This is a genomic window from Lysobacter sp. yr284, from assembly GCF_900107375.1.
Lineage (GTDB): Bacteria > Pseudomonadota > Gammaproteobacteria > Xanthomonadales > Xanthomonadaceae > Lysobacter.
In genome coordinates, this window is sequence record NZ_FNPT01000019.1 from 25,174 (window position 1) to 37,875 (window position 12,702).

Here is a 12,702-nt window from a genome sequence, read left to right on the forward strand (position 1 = left end):
GACGGTCGCGGCCGCTCAGTCGCGCGCGCCGTGCGAGGCACGGCGCGCGATCAACTGGGCGATGCTCGGGCCGTCTTCGCCGAGCGGGCGCTGCAGCATCTGCTGGTACAGCGCGGCGCCTTCTTGCTCGCGTCCGCCGCGCGCCAGCAGCAGGCTGCGGGCGTAGGTCGCCGACAGGCAGTCCGGGTCCAGGCGCAGGGCGACTTCGGCGCGGTGGCGCGCCTGCTCGTCGTGTCCTTCGAAGGCGTCGACCACGGCCAGCGCGCCGGTGGCTTCGGCGAAGCCGCGGTCGGTCTGCAGGCTGCGCTCGAAACGCTCGCGCGCCTGCGCCGGCTGCCCGGCCATCAGGTAGGCCCAACCGGCCGACAGCCAGGAACCGGCGTGGCTGCGCAGCAGCGTCGCGGCGCGGTCCAGCCGCGGCGCGGCCGCGGCGAAGTCGTGATCGGCCAGGCAGGCCAGGCCTTCGCCGAGCTGGGCGCGGCCGCTGGCCGGATCGGCTTCCAGCGCGCGCGCGAAGCGTTGCCGCGCGGTCGCGGTGTCGTCCTCGTTCAGCGCCAGCAGGCCCTGAACGGTGAGGCCGCCGACCGAGTCGGGCGCGAGCGCGGCGTAGTGCTGGGCGCGCTCGAAGTCGTCGGCGTCGAACAGCGCGGTGGCGAGCAGGCCGCGCACTTGTTCGCCGGCCTGCGGATGCTGCGCGTAGCGCTCGCCGAGTTCGACGACCTGGTCGAGCCGGCCGAGGTGGTACAGGCACAGCATCTTCAGCCGGATCGCTTCGGCGACCTGTTCCAGCACGGCCTCGTCGAGCCCGTCCAGCGCCTGTTCGTAGCGCGCCTGCATCGCCACCGCATAGGCGTGGTTGAAGCGCAGCTGCGGATCGTCGAACTCGGCCAGCAGGCCGGCGAACTGGGTCTCGGCCTCGTCGAAGCGGCTGGCCGACATCGCCGACAGGCCGGCGAGGTTGCGCAGCGACGGCGTCGGCGCGGCGTGGCGCGCATAGCGCGCGATCAGCGCGTCGCACTCGTCGAGGTGGCGGGCGTCGAAGGCGGCGGCGGCAGCGTCGGCGAGCAGGCCGAGGTTGTCCGGGTCGGCCTGCAGGTACTGCTGCAGGCGCTGGTGCCGCGCCGTGAGAGCGGCGAAATCGGGAGCTGCGCTCATTGATCCGTGCGTCCTTGTACCGGGTTTCACAAATGTGAATAAAAAGTTAAAGCGCAACGCTTTGACGCTATCGTAACTTTTCGGATCGAGTAAATGTGATCCCAATCGTAGTTCATATACGTTCTTTGTCCTGATTGTTTTCTATTTAGGATCAATAACTTGACGATTGGAGAACAAATTTGTGACTAAATGCCGTTTATCTGGCGTTAGATTTTGTGACGCCAGACGACCGGAGCCGCTGTGCCTGGCCGCGCCGGCCGATCCGATGCCGCCGCCGCCGCATGCGTCCGAGCGCAACGGAGCCGGCTCGACGGCCACCGGTTGCGCCCCGCGCTTCAGCTGCTTCAGGCATCGCCCTCGCGGCCCATGGCGGATGCCGCGCCGATGCGCCGAGGACGCGCATGGCGCATCGATGCCGGTCGCTGCGTGGGTCGTTCGTCGGCGCTCGTTCATGCAGGTGCTCGTTCGCTGCGCACCGTTGTCCGCTGTCGCGGCCTTGGCGCGTTGGCGCGTCGGTCGGTGCAAGCGCAGCGTCCCATCGTTGCGTCGCAGAGAACGAAACTGATCGCCAGCCCAACGCCGATCCGTCGCCGCCGTCCGCGCCGGCATAATCCGGGCCGCCGTCGCAGGCAGTGCATCGGGGCTCGGCTAGGCTGGACGCATCGTCCTCGCACATCGCGACGAAGGCCCGCCATGAGCACCCAATCCGTTTCCGCCGCACAAGCCGACCGCGCGATCCAGGCCATCCGCGAGGCGACGTTCTTCGCCCTCAGCGAAGGCGACCGTTACACCGCGCTGGGCCGCAAGGCGGTGGCGAATTCGTTCTACAACCTGTTGCCGATGCTGGCGGAGATCCGCAAGGCCATCGTCGAGGACGGCGCGTCGGCGCAGGCCAACGACGATGCGCGCGGCGACACGCCGGCGGCTTGAGGCGCGCGGCCGAAGCTCGCGCCATCGAAGCGACGCGCTTGGCCGCGACGGGTCTTGCCGGAGCGAGCCGCCCGGCTGCGCGCTCGCGCGTGATCCGCAGGCCGGCATGCGCGGTTTCCACATCGCAACCGCGGCCGCCACGATGGGCGCGCGATGCGGCGCCGGGGCCGGCTGCGCGCGCACAGGCCAAAAGACAGGGTGACCTCCGCCCCGCGGTCCGCATCGCCGGGCCGCGCTAGGCTGCGGCGACCGCAACGATGGAGGCGTGGCGATGTTGGGTTTCGCAGGCAAGGCGGCGTTGGCCGCGATGGTGGTGTGCGCGGCCGCGGCGTCGCCGCAAGCGGCCTGGGCCGATGCGGCCGCCAAGCCCGCCGACGCCGAAGGCGCGTCCGCGCCGGCCGAAGCGGCGCTGCCGCAGGGCGCGGCGCTGGACGAACTGGTCGCCGGGCTGGATGCGCAGTTGTTCGACTCGTTCAACCGCTGCACCGATCCGGCCCAGCTCGCGCGCCATGCCGCGCTGTTCGACGAGAAGGTCGAGTTCTATCACGACCTCGGCGGCGTCAGTTGGACCCGCGAGGCGTTGGTCGACAGCGTGCGCCGCAACGTCTGCGGCAAGTTCCGCCGCGAGCTGGTGGCCGGCAGCCTGCGCGCCTATCCGATTCCCGGTTTCGGCGTGATGGAAATCGGCGAGCACCGTTTCTGCAAGCCCGATGGCGGCGCCTGCCACGGCCGCGGCGAGTTCGTCATGGTCTGGCGCCGCGACGGCGAGCAGTGGCGGGTGACGCGCGCGCTGAGCTATGCGCACCGCCCGCTGCCCGAGCCCGCGGCGCGACCCGAGCCGGCGCCGGGCCGTTGAGCCGGCGCGGCGCGCGCGTGTCCTCGCGCGCTCAGCGCTTGCGCGGCTCCAGCGCCCCCGGCGCGGTGTCGTAGACCGGATCGGCCAGCCCTTGCAGGCTGCGCGTCGCCGCGCCGCCTTCCACGTCGAGCACGATCACCTCGTTGCGTCCCGCGCGCAGCCACGGCGCGGGCACGAACAAGGTCTGCTGCGGGCCGATCTTCCAGTAGCGGCCGAGGTGGTGGCCGTTGACCCAGGCGTGGCCCTTGCCCCAGCCGCGGGTGTCGAGGAAGGTGTTGCCGGGCGCGCCGCCCAGGCGGAACTCGCCGCGCCAGAACGCCGGGCCCGGCCGCGCGGCGGCGGCGCGTTCGAAGCGCAGCCGGCCCAGGTCCGACAGCGGCAGCGGATAGTGGGTCCAGTCCAGCACCTCCTTGCCGCCCACGCGCACCGAGCGGGTGATGCCCTTGCGCTCTTCGTCCAGGCGCGTGCCGAAGTTGATCCGGCCCATGTTCTCGACCAACAGATCGAGCCGGGCCCCCGGCTTGAGATCCACCGCCAGTTCGCGCTCGCCGAAGCGGCGATCCAGCGTGCCGGCCGCGGCCGCATCGACGAACACGTTGGCGTAGTCGCGCACCTCGTCCACCGCCAGCTTGCCGCGCGCGCCGTCCGGCACCGTGGCGCGATACAGCACGAAGCCGTAGTTCTGCTCCAGCGCCTCCATGTTGCGCGGCAGCTGCGCGCGCACCGGCGCGCTCAGCGCCGGCAGGGCGTCGAACAGGGCCACCGATTCGCGCAGTTCGAAACGCGGCACCGCGACCGTCGGCGTCGCGGTCTCCACCGGCGCCGGCAAGGTCTCGCCCGCGGGCAGGTGGCGGGCGATGGTCTCGCGCAGCGCGCGGTACTTCGGCGTCAGCCGGCCGGCTTCGTCGACCGGCGCATCGTAGTCGTAGCTGGTGGTGTCGGGCTGGTAGGGCGCGTCGCGGTTGTAGTTGGCGCCGGCCATCCAGCCGAAGCTGGTGCCGCCATGGAACATGTACAGGTTGAACGAGATGCCGCGGGCCAGGAACCAGTCCACGGTCGAGGCCGCGCGCTGCGGCGGCGTGGTGTGGTGCCGCTCGCCCCAATGGTCGAACCAGCCGGCCCAGTATTCGCCGACCATGCGCGGGCCGTGCGGGCGGAACTCGCGCAGCGCGGCGAACGCTTCTTCGGCGTCGGCGACGTCGCCGTCGAAGTTGATCGTCGCGGCGACGTCGGGCAGCGGCCCGCCCTCGAAATACTGCGGGCCGGCGCCGTCGGAGGTGAACAGCGGCAGGTCGAAGCCGGCGTCGATCATCTGCCGCTTGGCCGTCCGCATGTAGTCGCGGTCGCGGCCGTAGGAGCCGTATTCGTTCTCGATCTGCATCATCAGGATCGGCCCGCCGCGGCTGCTCAGCAGCGGCGCCAGTTCCTGGTGGACGCGGCGCAGGTAGCGCTCGCCGGCGGCGAGATAGCGCGGGTCCATGCTGCGCACGCGCAGGCCCGGCGTGCGCAGCAGCCAGGCCGGGAAGCCGCCGAAGTCCAGCTCGGTGCAGATGTAGGGGCCGGGACGCACGATCACGTCCAGGCCTTCTTCCTTGGCGGTGCGGATGAAGGCGGCGATGTCGAGGTTGCCGCTGAAGTCGAACCGGCCCGGCTCGGGCTCGTGCAGGTTCCAGAACACGTAGGTGGTGACGGTGTTGAGCCCCATCGCGCGGGCCTGGCGCAGGCGTTCGCGCCAGAACGCGCGCGCGATGCGCGGGTAGTGCATCTCGCCGGAGCGGATCAGGTGCGGCTTGCCGTCGAGCACGAAGCGGTCGCCGTCGATGGCGAAGCGCGGCGTTGCGGCGCTGGCCGCGCCGGCGCCGGACGCGGCCGTCAGGGCGAGCGCGACGGCCAGGGCGGCGAGGCGGTGCGGGATCTTCATCGGACACTCCGGGCGAGGTTGGGCGTTCGCGCGATCCGGGCCGCGCGCCCGGATCGCAGGGTGGGAGCCTGCGCGGCAGGCCGGTGCCGCGCTTGCGCAGCCGCGCTCATGCGTATCCGGCCGCGCGGGCGATGCGCCACAGGCCGTGGCAGAAGGCGGTGTCGCCTTCGACGATGTAGTGCGCCTGTCCGTAGCGGCGCAGCGCCTGCGCGTAGATCGCCGCCGGCCGGGCATCGCCGACGATGGCGACTTCGCCGTCGTCGGGATCGGCGGCCTGCGCGGCGAGGCATTCGTAGCCGATCAGCAAGCCCGACAGGAACGCCGGCAATTGCTCGGCCGGCGCGGCGTCGCGCACGTGGCGGGCGCGCACGCCGAACAACTGGTGCAGCCAGTCCGGCTGCGCGCGCGCCGTGTCCAGGCCGAGGGCGAAGCCGCGCTCGGACCAGGCCTGCGCCGGCAGGCCGCGGCCGAGCAGGCTGCGCTCGAGCAGCAGCGAATACAGTTCCCCGGTCGGGTAGCTGGAGAATCCGACCACGGCGCCGGCGCGCAGGCGCAGCCATTTGCTGTGCGCGCCCGGCGCGACCGCGCGCGCGGTGCCGGGCGGTACGCCCAGCGCCTGGGTCTCTTCGCCGCGCATCACATCGGCGAAGCCGGCGCGGGCCGGGTCGATGCCGAATGCGGCGACCGCCGGGCCGCACACGCCCGGCACGATCGCCGCGCGACGGCCGCGGAAGCGCAGCGGCTGCAACATCGCCGCGATCGCGGCGGCGTCGGCCGGCAACGCGGCATACGGCGCTTCCTGCCAGCCGTGGCGCGCGCCGACCATGCCGGCCAGCAGGATCGGCGCGCGGCCGTCGTCCAGGTCGGCGCCGAGCAGTTCGTCCAGGGCGGCGGAGAATTCGTCCGCGCTGGCGAGCGCGGCCATGCCGTGCGCGCTGTCGCGGGTGGCGAGCACGCCGCCGTGGCTGTCGAAGGCGTGCGCGCGCACCCGCGTCGGGCCCCAGTCCACGCCGATCAGGGCGATCTGCGGGCCTGGCGGCGTGCGCGTCGCGGCCGCGCGGCTGCCGATGGCGGGCGCCGCTGCGGCGTCGTCGGCGCGGCCGCGCAAGCCGAGCGCCGCCGCCGCGCGCGCGCCGTCCGGGTCGAGGCCGTGCGCCGGCGCGCGCTGCAGGTCCACGCCGGCGCGCGGCGCGGGGCCGATCGCGCGGGCGGCGGCAACGGCGTTCGTCGGCGCGGGTGCGTGCAGGCTCATGCGCGCGCGCTCCCCGGCGCGCCCGCCGATCGCGCGCGATCGAGTTCGACCGAGGCGCGCCGCGCTTTCTCGCGCACCGCCGGTTGCTGGCGCAACGCCACCGCGATGGCGAGCATGTCCGCCAGCGCCAACTGCATCAGCTGCGCCACGCCCGGCGAGTACGGCGCGGCCGCGCTCGACGGCGGCAACAGCAGGGGCACGTCGGCGTCGCGGCTCAACGGCGTGCCGGCCGCGGTCAACGCGATCGCGCGCGCGCCCTGGCGCCTGGCGATGCGCACGCAGTCGGCGATTTCCGCGCTGCGGCCGGACAGCGAGATCGCCAGCACCGCGTCCTGCGCGCCGAGCATCCCCACGGCCAGCCGCTGCGATTCGCCGTCGCTGTGCGCGCTGGCGGCGATGTCCAGGCGTTGCAGACGCAGGCAGGCTTCCTGTGCGACCGCCGCGCAGCCCGGGCCGGCGCCGATGCAGCACACCCGGCGCGCGCCGGCGACCAGCGCCGCGGCGGCGTCGAGCGCGGCCGGATCGGTGCGTTCGCGCATCTCCTCGAGCGCCGCGGCGATGCTGTCGCAGACCTTGCGCACCAGCAGCGCCGCGCCGTCGCGCGTGTCGATGGTGACCGCCTGGTAGGGCACGCCGGCGGCCAGGCTGTGGCTGAGCTGGCGCTTGAACTGGCGCAGGCCGCCGCAGCCGACCGCGCGGCTGAAGCGGGTCACGCTGGGTTCGGACACGCCGGCGCGCGCGGCCAGTTCGCGGATGCTGGCGCCGGCGGCGAAATCCAGTTCCGCCAGGACCACGGCGGCGACCTTGCGTTCGGCGGGGCGCAGCGCGTCCAACGCGCCGCGGATCGCCGGGATCAGGTTGTCGGACACGAGGGTGCGCTCCTCATTGGCGGGGCCGGTCAGAAGAAGGTGTTGATCGCGCCGACGATGCGGTAGCTGTCGTCGCTGAGCAGCATCAACGGCCATTTGTCGAAGGTGGTGCACGGATGCGAGATGCCGACGGCGACCAGGTCGCCGACCCGCAGCGGGTGTTCGGGCGGCAGTTCCAGGTAGGCGTGTTGGTCGTTCATGCGGGCGATGCGCGCCTCGCGCAGCGGCCACGGCGCCGGTTCGCCGGGACGGTGCCACTGCAGCGGGCGCGGCAGTTCGACGTCGTAGGACGCGTCGCGCTTGCCCAGGGTCAGCAGCGCCAGCCCGGGTTCGGGCCGCGACTGCACCATCGCCCACAGTTCCAGCGCCGGTTGCAGGCCGTGGCGGAACTCGGCGCCGTGGCGGGTGCGCATCTCCTGTTGCAGCCCGTGGTAGATGCCGTGGTCGGAGGTCAGGTAGCAGCCCGAGCGCAGCACCCGGCGCAGCGGCCGCGACAGGCCGTCGAGGCCGGCGAACGCGTCGGCGACCAGGTCGAAGTAGGCCGAGCCGCCGGCGCTGATCAGGATGTCCTCGCCGTCGAACAGGCCGGCCTGGTCGCAGCGGCGGGTCGCTTCGAGCATCTGCGCGAGCAGGCCATGCACGCGTTGCAGGTCGGCGGCGCGATCGGCGCCAGTCCACAGCCCCTCGTAGCCTTCGATGCCGGCCAGGCGCAGGTGCGGGGCGGCGGCGACTTCGCGCGCCAGCGCCAGCGCGGCGTCGCTGCCGCGCGCGCCGGTGCGGCCGCCGGCCAGGCCCAGTTCCACCAGCACCGGCAGCCGCCGCTGCGGCGCGTGTTCGCGCATGACCTGGTTCAAGCGCGCCGCGCCGGCGCTGGAATCGACCAGCACCCAGGCCTGGAAGCCTTCGTCTTCGCGCAGCAGCGCGGCCAGGCTTTCGATGTCGGCATAGGCCACCGGCTGGTTCGCCAGCAGCACCCGGCGGACGCCGAAGCGGTGCGCCACCCGCAGCTGCGGGACCGTGGCCAGGGTGATCGCCCAGGCGCCGGCGTCGAGCTGGGCCTGGAACAGCTGCGGGCTCATCGTGGTCTTGCCGTGCGGCGCCAGCAGCGCGCCGGCGCGTTCGGCGAACTCGCGCATCCACCTCAGGTTGTGATCGAGCGTGGACTGGCGCAGCACCGCGACCGGATACGACAGGCGGCCGTCGAGCACGCAATAGCCCTGCGCGGCGATCCGGTCCTGCCGCAACGGCGCCTGCAGCGGCAGGCCTTTGACGCCGGGCAGCAGGGTCTGGGTGTGCAGCGCGCGCAATGCCTGGTTCATGGTCGTCTCCGGACCGCTGGCGGTGGGGCGGGGAATGCGGCCGCGCGGGCGAACGCGCGCGCGGCCGGCGCGGCGCAGGCGGTGCGGCTGCGCCGTCGCCGATGATCCGATGCGCGCGGCGGTGGGTCTGTGCGCGCGCGCCAGGACGCGGCGCGCGCGACGATCGCGGCGGCGCCGATGATCGCAGCCGGCCGCGGCGCGTTCATGCCGCGCCGGCCGTCAGGTTCGCGCCGCCGGCCGGCTCGGCGCGCAGCGCCGCGGCCAGCGCCTGCAACCGGTGCGGACGCAGCAGGCCGTAGTTGTAGAAGCCGACATCGGCGATGCCCGCGGCCTGCACCGCCGCCAGCGCGGCGCCGATGCCGGCGTCGTCGCCGGGGCGCAGGATCGCGCGCACCCGCGCCGGATCGCCGACGCGCTGCACGGTGTCGAACGCGTCGGCGGCCACGCGCGCGGGGTCGGTTTCGTAGAACGGCACTTCCACGCCGTCGCAGGCGCGCGCCAGCGCGGCGAGCCGGCTGCCTTCGAGCCAGGCGTTCGCGGTCGGCCGGCGGGTGGTGGCGATCGCCCAGACTTCGCGGTCGCGCGGCAAGCGCGCGCGGATCGCCGCGACCGCCTCGGCCACGTGCGCCTGCCGCAACGCCAGGTACGCCGCCAGTTGCGGCATCTCCAGCAGGTCGGCCAGCAGCCACGCCGCGGCCTGGTCGGGCGCGGCGTCGACCGGCGCGGCCAGGTAAGCGTCGACGCGCGCGCGCACCCGCGCCGCCAGCGCGTCGGCGTCGAGATCGGCCGCGCTGGCGCGTTGCCGGCAGTGGCTGCAGAAGCACAGGCTCAGCAGCGCCTCCAGCCACAGGTTGCCGCGCGCCTGGGCGAAGCCGCGCTCGTGGCCGTGCGCATAGGACAGCCAGTTCGGCGCTTCCAGCACCAGCCCGCGCAGCGGCAGGCGCGCGCAGTCGGCGCTCAGCGCCAGCGCGTACTCCAATGCCGCCGGCGAGGACGGGCACAGGTGGTGGGCATAGGCGTCGCCCCAGGCGTTGCGCACCACGTGCAGCGGATGCTGCGCGCCGAGGCGGGCGTTGTGCAGCAGCGGCAGCTTCGCGCGCAGCTGCAGGCGGCCGTCGGCGGCGAGATCCTCGACCACGTGGCGCAGCGCCGGATCGCTGTGGGCGACCGGCGCGATCTCGCCATAGCCGCGCGGATCGGGCTCGAAGCAGACCGCGCCTTCTTCGGCGAACACCACCCGGCAGCCGCGATGCTGCGGACTGACGAACTTGCCGGCGCGGCCGCCCAGGGCCAAGGTCGCTGCGGTCATGCCCAGTGCTAGCGCCTGCGCGGCGAACTCGCGCGCGCCCTGCGAGGCCACGTCCCAGGGATAGACGTAGAGCGAGCGCAGCGCGGGTGGGCGGCCGAGCAACATCTTTCGATTCCTTGTGGTTTTCAAGCGATAGCTTTCGATATTGCCCAGGGCTTACCGGTGCATCCTAATGAATTCGATACTTATGCCACATTGTGCGGCGCAAAATGCATCCCGGATACTCGTAATATATTTTATCGAAAGAAATTAGAAAGATTTTCCGGGCCAAATATTTCGATTTCCGCCCGCGCCCGTGCGCACCGCACGATCCCTCTTTCCACCGCACCGCATCCACCGAGGCACCCGCATGAACCGACGCGACTTCATCGCCAACTCCGCGACCGCCGGCACCCTGCTCGCCGCCAACGCGTTCGCCCCGGCGCTCGCGCGTACGCGCTCCAAGCTGCGCCTGGGCATGATCGGCACCGGCATGCGCGGCCAGGTCCTGCTCAAGGAACTGGTGCGCCGCGACGATGTCGAGGTGGTCGCGCTGTGCGACATCGAGCCGATCATGCTCGGCCGCGCGCTGGCGATGATCGACAAGGCCGGCAAGCCCAAGCCCGCCACCTACGGCGACGGCGGCGACGTCGATGCGTACCGCAAGATGCTGGCCAAGGGCGGCCTGGACGGCGTGATCGTCGCCACGCCGTGGGAGTACCACGCGCCGATGGCGATCGCGGCGATGCAGGCGCGCATCGCGGTCGGCTGCGAAGTGGTCGCCGGCATCACGCTCGACGATCACTGGCAGGTGCTGCGCACCCAGCTCAAGACCGGCACGCCGTACATGCTGCTGGAGAACGTGTGCTACCGCCGCGACGTGCTGGCCGTGCTCAACATGGTGCGCCAGGGCCTGTTCGGCGAACTGGTGCACCTGCAGGGCGGCTACCAGCACGACCTGCGCGCGGTGAAGTTCAACAACGGCAACCCCGACCAGCCCTACGGCAGCGGCGTGGAGTTCGGGCCGAAGGGGTGGTCGGAAGCGCGCTGGCGCACCGAGCATTCGGTCGAGCGCGACGGCGACCTGTATCCGAGCCACGGCATCGGCCCCTGCGCGATGGCGGTCAACATCCATCGCGGCAACCGCTTCACGTATCTGAGCGCGATGTCGAGCAAGCCGCGCGGGCTGCACGACTACATCGTCAAGAAGGGCGGCGCGGACCATCCCAACGCCAAGGTGAAGTTCAAGCTCGGCGACCTGGTCACCACCCAGATCGCCTGCGCCAACGGCGAGACCATCGTGCTGCAGCACGACACCTCGCTGCCGCGTCCGTACTCGCTGGGCTTCCGCGTGCAGGGCACCGACGGGCTGTGGATGGACGTCAACGACTCGATCCACATCGAAGGCAAGAGCAAGCCGCACGAGTGGGACAAGGCCGACGTGTGGCTGGACCAGTACGATCACCCGCTGTGGAAGCGCCACGGCGCCACCGCCGCCGGCGCCGGCCACGGCGGCATGGACTGGTTCGTGATCAACGCCTTCGTCGAGGCGCTCAAGGCCGGCGCGCCGATGCCGATCGACATCTTCGACGCGGTCGCCTGGAGCGCGATCACGCCGCTGTCGGAGCAGTCCATCGCCGAGCACCGCACGCTCGAATTCCCGGACTTCACCGACGGCAAGTGGAAGGACCGCAAGCCGATCTTCGCCTTCGGCGAGGTCTACTGAGGCCGAGCGTCCGCGCCGCCGTCCGCGCGACGGCGGCGCCGCGCCGCGCGCCTCAGCGCGGCGGATCGAAGCCGATCGCGTCGCCGTCCAGCGGCATCTGCGCGCGGCGCGGTTGCGGCGCCGGCGCGTAGGCCGGGTCCGGCGATTGCGCCAGCGCCTGGCCGATGCTGCGCCGGCCGATCGCGTCGAAGCGCTCGAACACGAACGGCAGGCCTTCGGATTGTTCGAAGGTAGCCGCGTTGGACACGTGCAGATGCAGGTGCGGCCCGCCGCTGTTGCCGGACTGGCCGAGGCGGCCGATGACCTGGCCGCGGCGCACGCGCTCGCCGGCCTTGGCCGCGACGCTGCCGGGGATCAAGTGAGCGTAGTGCACGTACACCGCGGGCGCGATTTGCAGGATCACGTAGTTGCCGTATAGCTCGTCGGCGCTGAGCGCGGCGGGTTCGGGCTGCGGCGACAGCGGCGCGCGCTCGGCCTGGCCGTCGCGGGCGGCGCGGACCACGCCGTCGGCCACCGCCAGCACCGGCGCGCCGTAGCCGAACCAGTCGCGGTGGCGGGTCTTGGCCAGTTCGCCGCCGTGCGCGTCGACCGCGCGGCCGTGCCGGTCCAGGCCGATCAGGTCCAGCGCATAGCGCTGCGGGATCGTGGCCTCGCCGTTGGCGGCGACCACGCTGCCCCAATGGTGCGATTGCGCGTTCGACGGGCCTTCGTAGGCCATCCACGCGCCGCCGGCCAGCGGCGGGCCCAACACTATCGGCGCGGCCGTCGACAGCGTCACCGGCGCGCCGTCGATCCAGCTGCGCTTGGCGTGGGCGTCGACGAATTCGATGCGATGGCGCAGCGCCTTCGGCGCGGGCGCGCCGGCGGGCAGGTCGAGCCAGACGAACAGCACCGTGCGTTGGCCGCCGTCGATGGCGAGGTCCTTGGCCGCTTGCCCTTGCTCGGGCGCGGGCGTCGCGTCCAGGCGCCGCAGCGCCTCGCCCTCGAACCGCGCCAGCGGCGTCGCCGCGTCGTCGGCGTAGACCTCCAGCCCGACCAGCCGCAAGGTCCCGGTGGCGCGATAGAAGTTGCTCAGGTGCAGCTCGTAGGCCAGATGCGCGCGGCCGTCGGTGGCGGTCACCGGCGCCGGCGCCCACGGGATGCGCGCTTCCACCGGCGCCTGTTGCGCGGCCGGCACGGGCGCGGCGGATGCGGCCGGCGACCACAGCGCCGCCGACAGCGCGAACGCGCACGACAGCGCGACGGCGCGGACTACGGCGGGGGCGGCACGGCGTTGCGGTTCGGCGCCGAACGGAACGGCATGGGTCGGGACGGCGCTCATCGGCACTACCGGAAGGCGCCGGGCGGCGCGGGCCAGTGGCGATGCTAGCGCAGCCGCGCGAGCCG

The 12,702-nt window shown here is 72.8% G+C and carries 10 protein-coding genes; 3 read left to right on the forward strand and 7 right to left on the reverse strand.

All coding sequences use genetic code 11. The features are described from left to right. Nucleotides 1-15: 15 nt before the first annotated feature. Nucleotides 16-1,155, reverse strand: coding sequence for a tetratricopeptide repeat protein (locus BLV01_RS20565; RefSeq protein ID WP_091804473.1), 1,140 nt, complete (start codon nt 1,153-1,155; stop codon nt 16-18). Between the two features lie 693 nt (nt 1,156-1,848). Here BLV01_RS20565 and BLV01_RS20570 point away from each other — a divergent pair. Both BLV01_RS20570 and BLV01_RS20575 read left to right on the forward strand, forming a co-directional pair. Continuing rightward, complete coding sequence (locus BLV01_RS20570) at nt 1,849-2,085, forward strand: hypothetical protein (protein ID WP_091804476.1); 237 nt, start codon at nt 1,849-1,851, stop codon at nt 2,083-2,085. Between the two features lie 271 nt (nt 2,086-2,356). Further along, a complete protein-coding gene (locus tag BLV01_RS20575; RefSeq protein WP_254782710.1) occupies nt 2,357-2,941 on the forward strand; it encodes a nuclear transport factor 2 family protein in 585 nt (194 codons plus the stop codon). A 31-nt stretch (nt 2,942-2,972) separates the two neighbouring features. On the opposite strand, the gene BLV01_RS20580 is transcribed toward BLV01_RS20575, so the two are convergent. The 5 genes from BLV01_RS20580 to BLV01_RS20600 form a co-directional block, all read right to left on the reverse strand. Next, complete coding sequence (locus BLV01_RS20580) at nt 2,973-4,862, reverse strand: glycoside hydrolase family 35 protein (protein WP_091804479.1); 1,890 nt, start codon at nt 4,860-4,862, stop codon at nt 2,973-2,975. 106 nt (nt 4,863-4,968) lie between these two features. Beyond that, nucleotides 4,969-6,114 (reverse strand): 2-dehydro-3-deoxygalactonokinase, encoded by a 1,146-nt coding sequence (locus BLV01_RS20585; RefSeq protein ID WP_091804482.1) that lies wholly within the window; start codon nt 6,112-6,114, stop codon nt 4,969-4,971. After that, nucleotides 6,111-6,983, reverse strand: coding sequence for a MurR/RpiR family transcriptional regulator (locus BLV01_RS20590; RefSeq protein ID WP_217633554.1), 873 nt, complete (start codon nt 6,981-6,983; stop codon nt 6,111-6,113). The genes BLV01_RS20585 and BLV01_RS20590 overlap by 4 nt, the downstream gene beginning before the upstream one ends. A gap of 29 nt (nt 6,984-7,012) precedes the next feature. Beyond that, the gene (locus BLV01_RS20595; protein ID WP_091804488.1) at nt 7,013-8,302 is read right to left on the reverse strand and encodes an amino acid deaminase; all 1,290 of its coding nucleotides are present in this window, start codon (nt 8,300-8,302) and stop codon (nt 7,013-7,015) included. A 202-nt stretch (nt 8,303-8,504) separates the two neighbouring features. After that, nucleotides 8,505-9,716 carry a hypothetical protein gene (locus tag BLV01_RS20600; protein ID WP_091804491.1) on the reverse strand — a complete coding sequence of 404 codons (1,212 nt, stop codon included), beginning with the start codon at nt 9,714-9,716 and terminating at the stop codon, nt 8,505-8,507. Between the two features lie 244 nt (nt 9,717-9,960). Here BLV01_RS20600 and BLV01_RS20605 point away from each other — a divergent pair, with 244 nt between their 5' ends. Next, nucleotides 9,961-11,316 carry a Gfo/Idh/MocA family protein gene (locus BLV01_RS20605; protein WP_091804495.1) on the forward strand — a complete coding sequence of 452 codons (1,356 nt, stop codon included), beginning with the start codon at nt 9,961-9,963 and terminating at the stop codon, nt 11,314-11,316. Between the two features lie 52 nt (nt 11,317-11,368). Here BLV01_RS20605 and BLV01_RS20610 read toward each other — a convergent pair whose 3' ends face one another. Then, nucleotides 11,369-12,637 carry a M23 family metallopeptidase gene (locus BLV01_RS20610; RefSeq protein ID WP_091804498.1) on the reverse strand — a complete coding sequence of 423 codons (1,269 nt, stop codon included), beginning with the start codon at nt 12,635-12,637 and terminating at the stop codon, nt 11,369-11,371. Nucleotides 12,638-12,702 lie beyond the last annotated feature (65 nt).